The organism is Micromonospora sp. NBC_00858, assembly GCF_045207365.1.
Lineage (GTDB): Bacteria > Actinomycetota > Actinomycetes > Mycobacteriales > Micromonosporaceae > Micromonospora.
Genome location: NZ_CP108828.1, coordinates 6,525,876 through 6,543,198, shown reverse-complemented (window position 1 = coordinate 6,543,198; position 17,323 = coordinate 6,525,876). Strand labels below are relative to the sequence as shown.

Genomic DNA, 17,323 nt, shown 5'->3' with positions numbered 1-17,323 from the left:
GAGATAGCTGAGACCTAGCATTGATGGGTATGTGCAGATAGCGGTTGGCCTTACGGGTGAACAGAGCCGCTACTAGGCTTTCCACATGCAACTTGTTGTCGAGGCGTGGAGTCCACCAAGGGCTGGGAAGTTCGGCGAGCATTGGGTTCTATAGCCCCGGGTACAAGGCATCCAACGGCAGCGCGAACCCGCCAGCCGTTACCGGAGTCCGTTCAGGGCAGTAGCGAGTGTTCCATCGCGTACAGCGCGATGCCCGCGCGGGTCCGCCGCCCCGTCTTGTCGTAGATGTGCGTCAGATGGTGGTCCACGGTGCGCGGGGAGATCGATAGTTCCGCGCCAGCCTGCCGGCTCGTCAGTCCGCGCGCCGCGAGCCGAAGCACCTGCACTTCCCGGTCCGTCAGTCCGTCCGGCAGCGGCCGTCGCGGCGCGGGTACGCCCGCCGCGGCGAGGACCAGAGCACACGCGTCCTTGTCGGTGCCGCCTTCATCGGCGTCGCGGACAAGCATCTTCGCGGCTTCCGGAAGCGAGTACGCGGGCCGGTGCGCACGCGGCTCGGTGAGCGCGGCGAGCATGTCGGCAGCCGCCACGATGCGGGCGGTCAGGGGCAGTTCGCGGACCGGGTCACCGCGATGGTAGCCGCCGCCGTCAGCACGTTCATGGTGAGCGGAGGCGATCGGTGCGAGCGTGGCCAGCGCCGGCACCCGCTGCAGGATCCGATGGGTCCAGTACGTGTGCATGCGCACGCGTTCGGTCTCGGCAGCGGTGAGGCTCTTCGGCTGGTCCCAGATGCCGGCCGGAACGACTACGCGGCCGAGGTCATGCAGCAGCGCCGCGCTGCGCAACTCTGTCAGGGCCTCCTCGTCGAGCCCGGCGACCCGCCCGGCGCCCTCTGCCAGGTCGGCGACATGTTCGCTGTGTCCCAGCAGCCACGGGCTCTTCATGTCGACGATGCGCGCCAGCACCGCCGACAGCTGTGGCACCGACCCGAACGGCACGGTGGCGTGCGGCAGCGGTTCGGCTTCCAACACCGCGACGACAGCGTCCGTCGCGTCCGATGGCGCAAGCGCCGCCTCCGGCTCGGCCAGGAAGACATCGGCCAATGCAGGATCCAGGTGGCCGCCGGAGCGACGGCGCACCTCGGCGACCGCGCCGCCGACTCCTCCGACGGCATAGGCGAGGACCGCCTGCTCGGCCACATGCACGGTACGGGCAGCCGGCGACAGGTCCGCACCGCTCCGGCCCTCAGGGATTCCCCGGCCGTCCCAGCGTTCGTACACGTCGTCCAACGCCGCGACCGATTCGGGCAGCACACCGAGCCGTGGTCCAAGGTCCCGGCTGGTCTCACAACCGTGCCGCATCGCCTGCACGCCCACATTGGGAAACACCTCGAGGAAGGTGCGGGCCAGCCGCGCCGCGTCAGGCCCGGCCCAGTTCCCGAAATCTCTGGTCAGCCCGTCCAGCACGGCTTCATCGGCGACGTCGACGCGTTTGAGCACGGCTTGCAAGGCGACATCGTCACCGAAGAGGGCGGCCAACTCGGGCGCGTACGACGTACACCCGATCGACCGCAGTAACGCGGTCTCGAACACCACCCGGACGTGCCGGTCGTCGCCGCCCGCCAACCGGGCGAGGCGGGTCGCGACGGTACAGGTCTGCAGCCCTTTCTCGAACGACATGCCGGCCGCGACGTCCGTGGTGAGCGAAACTGTCGCCAGCACCTCCGCGACCCGGATTGTTTGCATGGGCGGCACGGTACCTCCGAGATGCGGGTTGTCAGAGGCCAGCCAGCCTCAGCGCTTGAACCGGCCGCAACAAGGCCGCGCCGAACCTGGGTGCACCGCACCCCGGCGCCACCCGGCAAGGCCGCCAGGCCGGGAGACCACGGCGGGACGACCGCCGCGGTCTCCGGCCATCCGCCTAGACCAGCTTCGCGGAGAGAGTGATGTCGACGGCGGCGAGCGCCTGCGACACCGGGCAGTTGACCTTCGCCGTCTCCGCGATCTTCTCGAACTGCGCGTTGTCGATGCCCGGGACGGTGGCCTTGGCCGACAGCGTGATCCGGCTGATGGCAAAACCCCCGTCGGCCGGGTCGATGTGCACCGACGCCGTGGTTTCCACTGACGTCGGCGTGTAGCCGGCTTCGGCCAGCATGTGCGAGAACGCCATGGAGAAGCATCCCGCGTGCGCGGCGGCGATGAGTTCCTCGGGGTTCGTTCCGGTGCCCTCCTCGAAGCGGGAGGTGAACGAGTACGGGCCGGAGTAGGCCTTCGACGCCAACGTCATGGTGCCGGTTCCGTGGGCCAGGTCGCCCTTCCACTGAGCCGATGAATTGCGAACAGGCATGGGCAGTAGCTCCAAATTCGTGATGAACGGTCGGACAGTCAATAGTCAGACCGGCCCCTGCTCATCTGCCATGCCACTTGATGCTCTGCGGTATCCGATGCGGTTCTCACTCCATCGGGTCGCCGTCGGTGCCGGTGCGCGCATCCGTTGCCGTCGCGCCACGGTCCGTCACCGCCATCCCCGGTTCACCTGTCCGGAAAAGCCGGGACGTCCCGCCCTTCCGGCCCCGACAGTCGGCGTGGCTTCAACTCCTGCTGCCACAGGATCTCGCAGGTAAGGGCGAGACCACGGGTCAGGTGCCGGCGATAGGTCGAGAACGGCAGGTTCAACCGGCGGGCGGCAGCCTGCTGGGTCGGCAACCCATCGAGGTAGGTGGCGGCAACGGCCCGATACATCTTGACCGTGCGCGGGTCTTGGCGCAGTGTCTTGACGGCCTCATCGAGCACACCGCGCAATGCCACGGCGACTTCCGCCTCGCCGCCCCGGTGATCGAGTACGTATCGGATCAGTCTGGTCCGGACGAGCGGGTTGGCAGCCAGTTCCGAGGCACTTCGCCAACTGCCGAGCGCCTGCCGCACAGCGGTGTCGAATTCGGCCCGCGACAGTTTGATTGCCGCATCGACAGGCGAGGGGGTGGGTGACGTGCTGTGGCGACCTGCGAACCAGCATTCCAGGGGGACATGCTCCCAGTTGCGGCCGAACAACGCATACTCCACGCCGCCGAGCCGAGGCCGCTGCGGGACCGGCCGGTGTTGTAGGTGGTCCATGAGTGGACGCCAGTAATCGGGGTTGGACACCACGATGTACGACCACGCCATGCCCTCCGCTCGTACCCAGTGCGCCATGGTACGTAGTTGCATGAGGTGCATCGGCGTCGATACGAGGTGGTACGCAGCGGGGTGAACGAGATACCGCTGGATGCCGATGTGTTCGTCGGCACGCAGCCCGCCGGCCTCGGCAGCATGGGCCCAGGCAGCAGCTGCGACCGGGTCAAGTTCGAGCGCCTCCCGGTCACCGGCGCGAAGCTCGACCCACGCCATGAACCCGACAAGATCACCGCATTCCGCGGAACGATAGAGGCGGACGCATCCGGGCTGTCGCCGCAGCCAGAATTCGAGAATGGCGGCGGACTCCGCCCCCTCGGTCCGAGCGGCCATGGCAAGAATCTCATCGCGGTCCGCCGGGTCCATGGGCGCCTCGTACACCCGCATCTCATGGCGGGCCTCGCGGAAGTAGCGGTCCTCCATCTCGCTCAACAAGAGATGGGCGAGATCCTGCATCGCGGGCAGCACGTCAGGATCGCCGGCGACCCGGCCTGCTTCGAGCAGGTACGGCCAGATCCGATCGTAGATTTCGGCGTAGCGCTGACGATTTCGCCATTGCAGGTCGGCTTCCAACACTCTGCGGACGGTGTCGTGCGGAAATATCCCGCGCCGACTCAGTTCGACATACGGCTGCCTTGTCAGCCAGTCGAACATCTCGGCCGCGTCCGGCGTGCCCAGCACCGTCTGCAGCAGCCCTTCGGTAGTCACCCGCGACTGGGCCAGCACGGTCAAGGCAACCCGATGGCTTTCCGTCGGCACATCTCCCACCAGCTGACTGACCAACGGCGCGATGACGTCCGGCGGGGGTCTCCAGTCCGCGCCGGAGGCGCCGGTACGGGCGGCGGCGTCCGCCACGAGGCTCAGGGCCAACGGGTTCCCGCTGGCGAAGGCGGCGGCACTGTGCCGAACTTCCGGCTTCACCCCGCGGGTATCGAGTAACGCGGCAGACTCCTCGAGGCTGAGACCATCGAGCCGCACCACTCGCAGTGTGCCCGTCCACGCCATATCGGAGGTCCAGCTCGCCGCCGGAGGCTTCCGGCCGACGGCGACCACCACGACGCCGGTCCTGACCTGTGGAAGGAAGCGGTCCCGCAACCACTCTTCCAGACCCTTGCACTCGTCGAACGCGTCAATCAACACCACTGCCCGGTCATCGACGTACGCCGCCTCCGCCACCGCGAACGATTGAGTAGGCGACGGCTCCACTGCCCGGCCGTCGATGTCGATAACAGTGCGAGTGGCTTCCTCGGCTGTGTCCTTGAACCGCTGTAGCAGCGACGACTTGCCGATGCCACCGGGCCCGTACAGGAAACACACCGCGTATGCGCCGGGCTCGCCAGCCAGGGCGGCCTGGAATTCGGCCCGGTACGTTTCGCGACCGACAAAACCTCGAGCACGGGACGCGCGGAGGCGATCCGCCAACCGAGCCTGCAGCGAGGAAGGAACGCCCGACATGACGCGAAGATGCCTCATGAATGTTCGGCGGCCATGGTCCGTACCATGGCGTGGGTGTCCAGGATGGTCTCGAAGCGCACCGGCACCCCGTCGCGCAACCGCCAGACGTGGGCGAACCGCGACGTCATCGGCCGGCCGGTGGCCCGGTTGGAGGCCCGGTAGTGCCCTAGGGCGATCACGACGTCGCCGGCCTCGAAGATCTCGTCGGGCTGCACCGCGAAGCCGACCCACTCGGTTTCGAAGCGGGCGAACACATTCGCCAGCACCGACTCCCGGCCGCGATAGACGCCCCCGTAGTGCAGCCCGTCCGGCACGACCCACTCGATGTCGCGGTCGAGGCCCTCCAGCAGACCCGCCACGTCACCGTCGGTCAATCTGCCGTACAGCGCCACAACCAGAGCTGACGGGCCGAGGGGGTCACGCTGGCCGTTGATGTTCATGGGGATTCCTTCCGTATGGATGTGTCGGAAAGATCTTCGGGCGTCCTGGTCGGGGCCCGCATCGGTTGAGTTCCCTATAGGGGATGTGACGAAGGACGCCGCTGCTGACGACCTTTCTTCCGCCCTCCGACGGCGCGCTGCTGGTCGCGGACACGGCCGGGACATGCCGCCTGTGCTGGCGCGCACCGGCCTCATCGGCCGCCGCCCGCCCTCGTGCTCGCGTGGCAGCGCCGCCCGGTGGCGTCGTGAGCCACCGGGCGGCGGACAAGGGTCAGCCTCGAGTCAGCCGGTATTGGGCGTGGTAGAGGATGCCGTTCCGGAACTCCCCGAACGCCCAGAAGCCCAGGTCGTCGAGGTACTCGATGCGGTCGCCGTTGATCCAGTAGCGGCCCTCGAAGGCGTGTGGACGCCCATCCCGGGTCTCGTCGTAGCGGCCTTCCGGCAGCAACTCCTGGTGCAGGAAGCCGGTGTCGTCGATCCACATGCCGGCATACGGGTGTGCACTGTCGGACTCGACCGTCGCCTCGGTCCGCTCGACTGACTCGGCGTCGACCGGGCGCCCGTCCCACACCTGCACCTGGCCCTCGGAGAGGAGGATGTCCAGGTGGTTAGGGCGGTTGATGACCGGCCCGCTGGACGTGTCCTGCCCGTCAGCCATCCGCATCACTACGATGTCGGCGACGTTCCCGCAGGTGAGGGTGCCGTTACCGGTACTCGCGGGTGCGGCGAAATCCGGTCGTGAGGGCATGACCACACACCCCGTGCAGTCGATGACGAGCATGTCGTCATCGGCGGCGGCGGTGAGCAGGCCGGGGCCGACGCCGACGATGACCGAACCGCCGAGCAGGACGTCTGCCGTCTCCCAGTCACCCATAAGAGGGTTCCGGGTGAAGACCGTCCCGCCGGAGAGCAGCAACGGCTGAGGAGCGGAACCGGTCGCCTTCAACACGGACTCGAGGAGCTCGGGGCTTCGCGGGTTTTCCTTGGACATGGTGTTCCTTCGCTTTCCGATGATCGTCCGATATGACGGAAGGTGACTCACGCCGAGCAATTCGGCATGAGTTCAGCCTGCCGAGACGATCGATCGGTAACCAGGTCGGCGTTCCCCTGGGAGAATCCAGCCGAGGAGTGCGACACCCAGGCACGGCGCGACATGGTCAGGCCGCCACCGATAGGACAGCATCCAGACACTTCCTCAGATCATTCCAGAGCGGAGCGCGTACGCCACGGCGTGCGGGCGGTTGCGCAGCTTCAGCCGGTGGGTGACACCGTAGATCACGTTCTTCACCGTGCGTTCGGAGTAGCACAGTTTGCCAGCGATCTCGTTGGTGTCGTGGCCGTCCGCCATCAGGCGCAGCACGTCGATTTCGCGCGGAGTAAGCCCGGAGGCGCTCAGACCGTTCGGGCTCAACACCTCACGCTGAAGTTGCTCAATGTGCTTGAGCAGTTCGCCGACGAGGTGGGGCGGCATTACCCCGCCGCCGGCGGCGGCCGCAAGCACGCTGTACACGAGCCGGTCGGCGGTCACGGTCAGCCGGGGCAGAACCGCCACGACGCGGCACTCGACCGCAGCGAGCAGCTCACTCTCATTGATCTCAGTAGTGACGAGCACGACCGGCACCGCGATCTCGGCCGCCCAGCGGCGCAACATCGTGATGACGTCGGCAGCCAGGCGCTCGACGGCGACAACGAGCACCTCCGCCTCGGCACGATCGTCGGAGCGCAGCATTACGACCTCGGAACGCGACCGGAGATAGCTGGCGAGACCGGCCTGGCTGAGCGGGTCCGTCGCCTGTAGAGCGACTCGAACCTGATTCACGACATCCTCCGGGTTCTGGAATCGGCCGCGACAGTCTCCGGAAGGGCCCTTCAGAAAATCTTCATGCCACCTTCATTCACCGAACCGCGCCGTGAAGACTGACAGATTCGAAGCGGACCGTGGCCGAACGGTTACGCCACGGTGCCGGGTGAGAAAAAGGTCACGCCCGGACGCGGCCTCCCGGACGGCACCAAACGGATGCCGACCGTGGGCACTTGGCATTCACAACAACTCTTGCTATTGATACGTCCCCTGCGGTGAGAAAGTCACACGCCAAGCCCGTGCATCGCCGGCCTCAAATCAGCGAACAGTAACCACATTCATTCACAACGTCAACGACAACTGACTAGATGTGGATAGGACATGGTAAAGACTGGAGTGCTGGGTGAGCATCCGTTTGCGACAAGATCCGCGTATGACAACTTGCGTAGCGAACGCCGTTTGGTGCGACAGCCTTTCCGATGGCATTGGAGAGGTGGAGGTGGGCTCAGGCTTCCTACACGCTCCGTACACATTCGCATCCCGCTTCCAGGACAGCAAGGGTTGTCACCCTGAGGAGCTCCTGGGTGCCGCCCACGCATCCTGTTTCGCGATGTTCCTGGCCAATGTGATCTCCGAGGCCGGGACGCCGGTGCTGTCCGTGCTCACCTCGGCTGCCGTGACGCTCGGCGACGGACCTGCAGTCACCGGCATCACGCTGACCGTGACCGTGGATGCGCCCGGCCTTGAAGCGAGCAAGTTCACCGAGCACGTCCAAACCACGAAACTGGGCTGCCCGATCTCCAAGGCTCTCGCGGTGCCCATCCTTGTCGACGCTCAACTGGCCTGACCGGCATAGGGACGCCGGCTGAGGTGGGTGCCGGCCTCGCCGTTCGGCTGGCTGCACGCAAGCGTGCACCGCGCCGCTTGCGTGCGCTGGCGTATCACCGCCCGAGTGGAGGCGCTGGAGTACGAGGTGGAGGACGCCATGGTGGCAGAACCCGACGACCTGGACATCCGTTTCCTCGGCCCCGTCAGCGTCCGGCACAACGGAGTTGAGCTGGCGGTGGGCTCGGCACGCCGTGGCGCTGTCTTCAGCGTCCTCGCTCTGCAAGCGAACCACGCCGTCTCCCGGGAACGACTCATCGCCGCCGTCTGGGGCGAAAAGCCGCCCCACAGCGCAAGGGGCAATGTCTACACCTACGTCTCCGAGCTGCGACAGATGCTCGAGCCCGCCCGTGGGCGGTGGGCGGCCGGGCAACGCCTGACCTCCCACAGCGGCAACTACGGCCTGTACCTCCCCGAGTGCACGGTGGACGTGTACCGCTTCGACGCGCTACGCGACAAGAGCCGGCGGCATCGCGCCGATGGTGATCGCCAGGCGGAGCTTTTCGTGCTCACCCAAGCCCTCGGGATGTGGCGGGGTGAGGCACTCCAGGGAGTGCCGGGGCCGTACGCGGAGGCACAGCGCCTACGCCTCACCGAGCTGCGCATCGCCACCGAGGAGCGGCGCGCCGGGACGCTCATCGAGCTGAGTCGCCACGACGAGGCCATCGCCGAACTTCGCACGCTCGTGGAGACGTACCCGGCGCGAGAAAACTCGCACGCCTTGCTGATGACCGCGTTGCAGGCCGCCGGCCGCCGGTCCGAGGCACTGACCGTGTACGAGCGGATCAGCACCCTACTGCGGGAGCGGACCGGCACGGAGCCTGGTGCCGCTCTCCGGGCGCTGCACAGCCGCATCGTCTCGACCGGCAGGCAGGTCTCGCCGCCGCCCAGCCCCCGTCGGATCTCGCCGGCGTTCGTCGGTCGCGATGCCGAACTACGCCTGCTCCGCAAGGCTGTCGCCGACGTGCGGGCCGGCCGCGGCGAGGGCATCTGGCTCAAGGGCACGCCGGGCATGGGCAAGTCCACGCTGCTCACCACCGCCCTGCGCAATGCCGCGCCGACCGGCTACCGGCTCGGCTGGGGCGTAGGCGACGAGTTGGCCCGACATATTTCACTCGGGGTGTTGCTCGAATGCCTGGAGTCCGCGTTCGCCGACCAGGACCAGGACCTGGTCGAGCAGCTCCTCGCGGTGGTTGGTGCGGCGCGGGCCGGTGCGAACAGCGACACCGAGCACCGGGTCGTCTCCATTGTCCGCCGGGCCGCCGCCGATGGGCCGCTGATCCTCGTCCTCGACGACCTGGAGTCCGCCGACGACGACACGCTGCGGATCTGGGCTGCGCTGCACCGGCTCACCGGCGACCTGCCGCTGTTACTCATCGGCGCCAGCCGGCCGGCTGCGGGTGATCACCGGCTGGACGCGCTGCGCGGCATGCACCCCCACGAGGTCCAGCTGTACGGGCTGTCCCCGGCCGAGGCAGCAACGCTGGTCCGGATGGTGGCCCCCGAGCCCCCCGATCCGCGGACGCTGCATCGGTTGATCACCGCTGCCGGGGGCAGTCCCTACTATCTTCGCCGGCTCGCCGCGACGCCCTGGCCGGGGCCGGAGGCCACGGGCGGCCCGCCGGCGGAGATCGTGGCCGCAGTGGGTGAGCGGCTCGACCCGTTCGCCGAGGAAACCCGCCAGGTGCTACGTGCCGTTGCCTTTCTCGACGCCGGTCCCACCACAGGCGACGGACGCGCCGGGTGCACGATCCACGAGGTCGCGGCGGTCACCGGCCGTCCGGTCGAGGACCTCCTGCATACCCTGGCATCGGCCCGGGATGCCGGCCTGCTGGCGGACACCGGGCAGCGGCTGACCCTTCGGCATCCGATCGTCGGTCGGGTGCTACGCGAGGGAACGCCGGCCACTCTACGGGTCATGCTGCACCGCTCGTTCGCCGAGAAGATCGCTACCGCCGGGAGCGCGCCGGAGCGGGTGGTGGCGCAACTGCTCGCCGGTCCGGCGCCCCTGGACGGATGGCCGGGCCACTGGCTCGACCAGCACGTCGAGGAACTGGGAGTGCGGGCCCCGGGCCTGGCCGTCGCGGTGCTGCAGCGCGCCCGGGCGGAGTACAACCTCGATCACGGCAGGCGCATCACCCTTACCGCATGGCTCGCTCGGCTGTTGTTCCGGAGCAACCGCAACGCGATCGCGGAGGCAGGCTGGGTCGCCAATCGAACCGATGACGTGGTGCTGGCGGCCGAGATGGGCTGGATCGTCGCCGTGACCCGTGTCCGCCTTGAGCAGTCCGCGGCGGCGGCCGAGGTGGTCCGCACGGTGCTGAGTGGGCACCGCGCCCCCGATCGCTGGCTGACCCGGTTCCGGGGGTTGCTCGACGAGATTCGGCCGAAGCTGCCGGACGGTCGCGGCGACTCCACAGCCGGGATCGCTTGAACCCACACCTCGGAGGACACGTGGCAAATCTCGTGAAGCGGCTCCGGGTATCAGTTCTCGGCCCAGTACGTGCCTGGATCGACGAGCACGAGCTCAACCTGGGACCAGCCCGGCAGCGCGCCGTGTTCGCGGCGCTGGCCATCAGCGCCAACCGCCTGGTCAGCCACGCCGACCTGATCGCCGCGGTATGGGGGACGACGCCGCCGGCCACCGCCGCCGGCAGCGTCTACACCTATGTCTCCGGGCTGCGACGGTGCCTCGACCCGGACCGCAGCGGCGATGCGGAGAAGATGCTCATCTCCGGCCGCTCCGGCTACACCCTGCGCCTGGCACCCGGCGAACTGGACAGCGACCGCTTCCGGCAGTTGTGCACCGGGGCCACGGACCTGCAGGCCGCTGGTGACCTGACCAGCGCGGCAGCCGCTCTGGACAAGGCGCTGCGGCTGTGGTGCGGCGACGCGTACGCGGGACTGCACGGCCACCACTTCGACCTGGAGCGTGCTTATCTGACGGAACGTCGCCTCGCCGCCATCGAGCAGCGTGCCCGGATCATGATGGAACTCGGCTACGACGACCTCGTGGCCGAGCTCAGCGGCCTCGTCCGCGACCATCCGCTGCACGAGCCCCTGCACGAGTTGCTGATGCTGGCCCTGCACCGCGCCGGACGCCGGCGGGAAGCGCTGGAGGTCTTCCGGGAGGCGCAACGCGTCCTCGACGCCGAGCTCGACATCACACCCGGTCCGACCCTGCTCGACCTACATCGCCGGATAGTCGAAGACTCGGTCGAGCCTCCGCCTGGGCTACTCCCGCAGCCCACCGTGTCGATCGCACCGGCCATCGACACCCAGGCCGTCCGGGACGAACCGGTCGCCCGCCGACTTCTCGGCCGCTCCGCCGAACTGGCCCGGCTGCAACGGCTCGTGCACGCCGTCTCCGCCGGGGCGGGCTCCACGGTCTGGATCGAGGGCGAACCCGGCATTGGCAAGAGCGAGCTGCTCACCGCGGTGGGCGCCGCCGCCGCCACCCAGGGCTGCCAGCTCGCCTGGGGGACCGCCGACCGGTGGGAGAGCCCCGCGCTACTGCGGATCTGGCGCACCCTCGGGGTGGAGCCGACATCCGACGTTCCGCGACACGCCGCGTTCACGGCGGAGTTGCCCACCGATGCGGACGAAGCGGACGTCGCGGCCTACCGGCTGCTCGCGTACGTCCGATCCGTCTGCGCCGTCGCTCCCCTCGTCCTGCTGGTCGACAATCTGCAGTCGACCAGCGAGGTGAGCGTGCACCTCTGGAAACGTCTGGTGGCCGCGACCCGGCGACTGCCGCTCCTGCTCGTCTTCGCCGCCCGAGCCGAGACCGACTGCCGGGAGCTGACCGGGCTACGGCGTGCCGTGCAGGCGCGGCAGGGACATGTCCTGACGCTGCAAGGGCTCGCCCCGACGGCGATCGAGGAGCTCATCAGCACGCTCGTCGGCGCACCCATCGGGCCGAACCTGGCCCGCATCGTGCCGCTCGCCGCCGGCAATCCGCTCTACGCCCGCGAGCTGACCTCGGATCTGCTACGCCGCAGCGTCGTACGGATCTCCGACGGTCGCGCCGACATCGACGCCTTCGTCCGCTTCGAGGCGCAGAAATTCCTGCTCGGAATCATCCGGTCCACGGTCGACGTGCTGTCCGAGGGCACCCAGGAGATGCTGCGCCTCGCCGCGATGCTCGGTACCGAGTTCGCGATCGACGACATCGTCGCCGTCACCGGACGCTCGCCGCTCGATCTCGCGGCGAACATCGAGGAGGTGCTAAAGGCCAACATCATCGTCGATACCGGCACCGGCCTGGCGTTCCGCCATCCGTTCCTGCGGAAGGTCCTGTACGAGAGCGTCCCGGCGTCGGTCCGGGCCAGCCTGCACCGGCACACCGCCGAGGTGCTGGATCATGGGGGCAGCCCGGTCCCCCGAGTCGCCAAGCAGCTCGCCGCAGAACGGCTGGTGATCGATGCCTGGGTGGTCGACTGGCTGGTCACCCGGCATGCGGAGGCCGTCAAGCAGGTCCCGGGCATCGCCAGCGAACTCCTGCGGCAGGTGCTCGCCACCGATCTGCCGTCCCGATCCCAGCGGGAGACGCTGCTGGTCGCGCTGGTCAAGCTCGACTTCCGGTACGAGCGCCACCCGGAGGAGAAGGCCCGGGAGGCGCTGGCCATCACCACCGACCCCGCCGACCGCGCCGAGATGCGCCAACTACTCGCCGTCATGCGGCACCGGCGCGGTGACGCGGCCGGCGCGATCGACCTGCTGACGGATGCGGTTTACGACCCGCGGGTGCCGGATCTGTGGCGTACCCGGCACTGGGTGCTGCTGTCCAGGTTCCGGCGCGGCGGCCTCGACGACCTGGACCGGGCCGACCACACGGCGCAGAAGATGTACGACGAGGCGATCGCGGTGGGTCGACCGTACGACGCCGCTTTCACCCTGCAGACCCGTTGGCTGACCAACTCGATCCGGCGCGATCATGAGCGGGCGCTCGACTACGTCGACCGCGCGATCGACGCCATGCCGGACCGGCTGTCGTTCGCCGGCATGTACCTCGACCTGCTCGACAACCGCATGTTCGCCCTGCAGAACCTGGACCGGATGGAAGAGGCGGAGCGCACCCTACGTAAGGCCGCTCTCTTCGCCATCCGGCACCGCCTGCCCGCCAGCCTGCAGGTCGCCTCCGCTGTGCAGCGCTACTGGCTGGGCCGATGGGACGACGCGGTCGCCGAGGTCAGCGCGGTCACCGACGACGAGCCCGTCATCACCTACCTCGGCATGCGCGAACCGTCCGCCATGGCGATGCTGCTGCGGGGCGTGGCGGCGCTGATTGCTGCGCGGCGCGACGACCGGGACCTCGCCGCCGCCCACTTGGACGCGGCGAACACACTGCCGGCGACCGGCGCAGAACGCGAGAACTCCGACTTCCTCCTCGTCGCCCGAGCCCTCGTCAGCGAGATGCGCGGAGGCGAGGGCGACGCGCTCGAACAGCTCGCGCCGCTGCTCACCCCCGAGTACGCGCCGATGATGCTGCGCCACCAGTGGCTGCCCGACGTGCTGCGGCTCGCGCTGGAGGTGGGTCGTGACGACGTGGCCCGGCGTGCTTCGGCGATCATCCTCGACGAGGCGGCGAAGGAGGTCCGGCCAGCCCGAGCGTGGGCGGCGGCTGCCCGCTGCCGGGCGTTGACCTCCGGTGTCCCCGAGCCGGCACTTGAGGCGGCGGCGCACTACCGCCTGGCCGGCCGGGTACCCGAGCTGGCCGCCGCGCTGGAGGATGCGGCCGTGCTACTGGCGGCGGGGCGCCGGCCCCACGAGGCGGCCCGGCACGGTGCCGAGGCAGCCGAGATCTACACGGCCCTGGGGGCACGCTGGGATCTACGCCGTACGCGACGCCGGCTCGCCGAATTCGGGGTCGACCCGGTCCCTACGCCGCCGATCGCGGTCAATAGAGGTTGATCTCGACCGGGCCCATCTTCTGCGCGGCCAGCCGCGAGGCCGTGGCACCCGCCGACCGCACCGCCTCCGCGATCGCGTTCTGTAGCCGCTGGACGTCCCGCTCGTCGAAGACCTGCGGATCGACCTGTACGGCCTGGAGCTTGCCCAGGCCGCTGACGAGCACGGTCACGGTGCCGTCGTCGGAGCGGCCGGTCACGATGGCGCGTTCCAGCTCGGTCTGGGCGTTGCGCATCCGGTCCTGGAAGGCTTGCGCGTTCTGCAGGAACTCCTGGAAGTCGGGCTGTGCGGGAACGGCGGATTGCATGAGGTCCTCCTGAACGTGAGCGGGGTCAACCGACTGCGGCGAGTCCGCCGGAGTTCCGAGCCGGAGCAGGACCGGCCGCGGTATGGGTGAGGAAGCCGTGCAGGTCGGCGAGGGCCAGGGTCGGCGAGGCGGCGGTGCGGGCCAGGGCCATGGCGAGCAGGTGCGCGGCCCGGACGGTGCGTGCCGGCAGATCTCCTGCCAGGTCGCCGATCGCCGTACGGACCTCGGGCGGAAGCTCGTGGCCATGGCGCAGCAGGTGCCGTACGACGATCTCGGCCAGTTCCTGGGCACCGTACTCGGGTACCGTCCATTGCTGGCCGAAGACGTCAGAGACCGCCGGCACGGCGCGACGCAGCTTCACCAGTTCGTTCTCCTCACCGATCAGGACCAGGATCGGATCGCCCAGGCCAGTCCGGGTCTGCGCGATCAGTGACTCGACGATCTCGGGCCCGCTGCCGGTGCCGTCGTCGGTGTAGCCGATGACGAGCACGCCGCCGACGGCGTCCCTCAGCGCACCGCGAACCAGACTGTGTGCCTGCCCTGGCCATTGCGGAGCCAGCTCCTGATCGGTGTCGGCTCGCACAACCTGCCCGACCCGCACGAGGTCCAGCTCGGACAGTCCGGCGGCGTACAGCCGGGCGAACTCGCTGCGCCCGCTGCCGGGCGAACCGGCAAGCAGCACGTTGCCGTGCTTGCCGTATGCCCGTCGCCGGTTGCGCAGCTCGCACATCTGCAGCAGGGTCGCGCCGATCGCCTCGCGGACCGGCGTGGCACCCACCAGCTCGCCGATGCGGCTCCAGCTGCGGGTTTCGTTGATCGCTCCAGTGGGGTCGGTGACCGCGTCGGGCCGCGCGGTCTGCTCGACGGGCAGCTCCTCGAGCAGGACGAATTCTGGCGCGAGGTCTGCTGCGGTCAGCCGGTTGAGTTCGGTGTCCTTGCTGGGCGGTGCCATCGCCAGGCGCGACGCCTGATTATTGATCATGGCTTCGAACAACTTGCGGGCAACACGACCATTGCCGAACGTAGCGTTCTTGGGAATGCGCTCGTAGTAGGTCGTCAGCGCGTCGATCGCATCGTCGGTCAGCTCGTAGTAATGCTTGCGGCACAGATTCAGGGTGATGGTGACCAGCTCGGCCACCGAATAGTTCGGGAACTCGATGGTGCGGGTGAAGCGGGACGCCAGACCGGGGTTCGACTCGAGGAACTTCTCCATCAGCTCCGAGTACCCGGCAACGATGACGACCAGTTCGTCCCGCTGATCCTCCATGATCTTCATAAGGGCGTCGATGGCCTCCTGGCCGAAGTCCGGCCCGGACCCTCCCGAACCCGCCGACAGCGTGTACGCCTCGTCGATGAAGAGCACCCCACCGATCGCCTTCTGCACCAGCTCGGTCGTCTTGATCGCCGTCGAACCGATGTACTGGCCGACGAGGTCCGCCCGGGCCGCCTCGATCATGTGTCCCTTGTCGAGGATGCCCAACTCGGCCAGGACGGCACCGTAGAGCCGCGCGACCGTCGTCTTACCCGTACCGGGCGGCCCGGCGAAGACCAGGTGCCGGCTCATCGGCGGCATCGGCAGGCCCATCCGCTGACGTACCTGCGACATCTTGATCAGGTTGATGAGGCCGGTCACCTCGTGTTTGACGCCCCGCAGACCGACCAGGCCGTTCAGCTCGCGCAGCGGGCCACTGAGCTCATCCCCCGCCTTGGTCGTGGCCGCCTCGTCCGGATCAGCCGGCTGCTCGGCGGTCGGCTGCTCAGCGGCATACGACGGCACCCCCGACGGGGCCTGCTGGCGACGGCCCGTGGTCAACGCCTCGACCGTCAACTGCGCGCCGTTGCCCCGGTGCAGATCCTCACCGCCGCTGTCCTGCACCACACACCGCAACAACGAGACCGGCTCGATCGTGGCGACGTCGACGCCGACGGCACCGCTGTCCAGCACCTCACAGTCGGTGAGCTCGGCACGGCTGCCCGGGTCGAGCCGTACACCGTTGCCGTGGGTGGCCCGGATCCGAGTCTGCGCGGCGGCGAACACACCACCAGCGGTGACCGTGACGCCGTCACCGGACGCCTCGACGATCTCGCCGTCACGCATTTTCAGGTCACAGGAACTCCCAACCCACAGCCCGGCGCCACGCAACATGACCGAGCGCAGTTCCAGGGCCGAACCATCGTCGATGGTGAGCAGCGAGTTCGCCGTGCCGCTGAGCCGAGCGTCGCGGATCCGGCCGCGGGCACCCCCGGTCAACTGCAGCGCGACGGCATTCCCGGCGTCGACGGACAGTTCGGCGGCGTCGAGCATCGCGCCCTCCCTGACCAGGAGACCGGCACCGTGCTCGATCGTGGTGCGCAGTCGCTGCACGACGGCGGTGGCAGATCCGCCGAACACCGCGACATTGTCCTTCGTGCCGCGCACGGTCACCCCGACGAACCATGGTGCCGACTCGCCGTCGACGTTGATCCCCACGGGCGAGTCAGCGAAGGTGCAGTCGGTGAACGTCGGTCGGGCCTTGGCCGTGACCTGCGCGGCGGTGTGCCCGACCGAGGTGAAGGTACAGCCCTTGAACTCGGGTCGGGCACCGTCGGCGATGTGCACCGCCTGCAGAGCCGCGCCGGAGAACTCGGAGTCCGTCACCACGACGTCGACCTCGCCACGGACGAAGACGTCCACGTTCGCGCTGTCCCGTACGATCGACCCGCTTATCCGGGCCCAGGCGCGCTCCTCCAGCACCAGGGCCGGCTTGCCCGCACCACTGATCTCGCAATTCTCCATGGTGAAGCGGGCGTCGCCGCTGACACAGATGCTGTTGGCGACGGTGTCACGAATGGTGCTCCGACGCAGGATCAGTGAACTCTTGTCGCCGACCACGATGCCGGACGTGCCAGCATCTCGGACGATCGTGTCCTCGACCGTGCTCGAACCGGTGGACATGACCACGAGGCCCGCCCCAGCAGGGCTACGCACGTCGCAACCGCGCAACGCCGTCGACCCCTGCAACCGGGCCAGGACGGTCACCCATGACGCACCGGTGATCCGGCAGTCGTCGAGAGCGAGTTCGCCGGCGTACACGTCGACCGCAGCCAGCTTGGGGTCCGCGCTGGACAGCGTGATGCCGCGCAACTGGGCACCCTCACCGTGCACCACGAGGACGCTGCCCTCCTCGACGTGCACCTCCACCGGCCCGCCGGCCACAGCGCTGATCGTGACGCGACCACCGACCAACAGCTTTTCGGCGTAGCGCCCCGGATGGACGGCGATGGTCGCGCCGGCCTGGGCCCGGGCGAGGGCCGCGCCGATCGTAGAGAAGGCACCGGGCCGACCACCGCCCACCACGAGAACCTGACTCATCGCCGG

At 68.6% G+C, this 17,323-nt stretch carries 11 protein-coding genes; 3 read left to right on the top strand and 8 right to left on the bottom strand.

Translation table 11 applies throughout. The annotated features are described in order from the left end of the window. Positions 1-212 precede the first annotated feature (212 nt). The 6 genes from OG990_RS30510 to OG990_RS30485 form a co-directional block, all read right to left on the bottom strand. The gene (locus OG990_RS30510) at positions 213-1,742 is read right to left on the bottom strand and encodes an HD domain-containing phosphohydrolase (protein ID WP_406077953.1); all 1,530 of its coding nucleotides are present in this window, start codon (positions 1,740-1,742) and stop codon (positions 213-215) included. 175 nt (positions 1,743-1,917) lie between these two features. Further along, complete coding sequence (locus OG990_RS30505; RefSeq protein ID WP_386986520.1) at positions 1,918-2,343, bottom strand: OsmC family protein; 426 nt, start codon at positions 2,341-2,343, stop codon at positions 1,918-1,920. 185 nt (positions 2,344-2,528) lie between these two features. Next, positions 2,529-4,622: a hypothetical protein gene (locus tag OG990_RS30500; protein WP_406077952.1), complete on the bottom strand. Its 2,094-nt coding sequence runs from the start codon at positions 4,620-4,622 to the stop codon at positions 2,529-2,531. A 14-nt stretch (positions 4,623-4,636) separates the two neighbouring features. Beyond that, complete coding sequence (locus tag OG990_RS30495; protein WP_386986514.1) at positions 4,637-5,062, bottom strand: nuclear transport factor 2 family protein; 426 nt, start codon at positions 5,060-5,062, stop codon at positions 4,637-4,639. A 271-nt stretch (positions 5,063-5,333) separates the two neighbouring features. Then, positions 5,334-6,053, bottom strand: a complete 720-nt coding sequence (locus OG990_RS30490; protein ID WP_406077950.1) for an Atu4866 domain-containing protein — start codon at positions 6,051-6,053, stop codon at positions 5,334-5,336. A 204-nt stretch (positions 6,054-6,257) separates the two neighbouring features. Continuing rightward, a complete protein-coding gene (locus OG990_RS30485; RefSeq protein WP_406077949.1) occupies positions 6,258-6,881 on the bottom strand; it encodes a response regulator transcription factor in 624 nt (207 codons plus the stop codon). Positions 6,882-7,296: 415 nt separating this feature from the next. Between OG990_RS30485 and OG990_RS30480 the strand changes: the two genes are divergently transcribed. The 3 genes from OG990_RS30480 to OG990_RS30470 all read left to right on the top strand — a co-directional run bounded on the left by OG990_RS30480 (position 7,297) and on the right by OG990_RS30470 (position 13,661). Next, positions 7,297-7,710 carry an OsmC family peroxiredoxin gene (locus tag OG990_RS30480; protein ID WP_406081947.1) on the top strand — a complete coding sequence of 138 codons (414 nt, stop codon included), beginning with the start codon at positions 7,297-7,299 and terminating at the stop codon, positions 7,708-7,710. Positions 7,711-7,815: 105 nt separating this feature from the next. Then, the gene (locus OG990_RS30475) at positions 7,816-10,182 is read left to right on the top strand and encodes a BTAD domain-containing putative transcriptional regulator (RefSeq protein ID WP_406077948.1); all 2,367 of its coding nucleotides are present in this window, start codon (positions 7,816-7,818) and stop codon (positions 10,180-10,182) included. A 20-nt stretch (positions 10,183-10,202) separates the two neighbouring features. Continuing rightward, positions 10,203-13,661, top strand: a complete 3,459-nt coding sequence (locus OG990_RS30470; RefSeq protein WP_406077947.1) for a BTAD domain-containing putative transcriptional regulator — start codon at positions 10,203-10,205, stop codon at positions 13,659-13,661. Here the strand turns inward: OG990_RS30470 and OG990_RS30465 are convergent. Both OG990_RS30465 and OG990_RS30460 read right to left on the bottom strand, forming a co-directional pair. Then, entirely contained in the window at positions 13,648-13,965 is a 318-nt protein-coding gene (locus OG990_RS30465; RefSeq protein WP_406077946.1) for a YbaB/EbfC family nucleoid-associated protein, read from the bottom strand. The two genes, OG990_RS30470 and OG990_RS30465, sit on opposite strands and share 14 nt — an antisense overlap. Positions 13,966-13,990: 25 nt before the next feature. Further along, complete coding sequence (locus tag OG990_RS30460; protein WP_406077945.1) at positions 13,991-17,317, bottom strand: right-handed parallel beta-helix repeat-containing protein; 3,327 nt, start codon at positions 17,315-17,317, stop codon at positions 13,991-13,993. Positions 17,318-17,323 lie beyond the last annotated feature (6 nt).

What these genes read in the sequence shown, in the direction of transcription:
- OG990_RS30495 (WP_386986514.1), bottom strand. Translation starts at nt 5,062, where the DNA reads ATGAACATCAACGGCCAGCGTGACCCCCTCGGCCCGTCAGCTCTGGTT.
- OG990_RS30480 (WP_406081947.1), top strand. Translation starts at nt 7,297, where the DNA reads ATGACAACTTGCGTAGCGAACGCCGTTTGGTGCGACAGCCTTTCCGAT.
- OG990_RS30460 (WP_406077945.1), bottom strand. Translation starts at nt 17,317, where the DNA reads ATGAGTCAGGTTCTCGTGGTGGGCGGTGGTCGGCCCGGTGCCTTCTCT.
- OG990_RS30505 (WP_386986520.1), bottom strand. Translation starts at nt 2,343, where the DNA reads ATGCCTGTTCGCAATTCATCGGCTCAGTGGAAGGGCGACCTGGCCCAC.
- OG990_RS30510 (WP_406077953.1), bottom strand. Translation starts at nt 1,742, where the DNA reads ATGCAAACAATCCGGGTCGCGGAGGTGCTGGCGACAGTTTCGCTCACC.
- OG990_RS30490 (WP_406077950.1), bottom strand. Translation starts at nt 6,053, where the DNA reads ATGTCCAAGGAAAACCCGCGAAGCCCCGAGCTCCTCGAGTCCGTGTTG.
- OG990_RS30465 (WP_406077946.1), bottom strand. Translation starts at nt 13,965, where the DNA reads ATGCAATCCGCCGTTCCCGCACAGCCCGACTTCCAGGAGTTCCTGCAG.
- OG990_RS30500 (WP_406077952.1), bottom strand. Translation starts at nt 4,622, where the DNA reads ATGTCGGGCGTTCCTTCCTCGCTGCAGGCTCGGTTGGCGGATCGCCTC.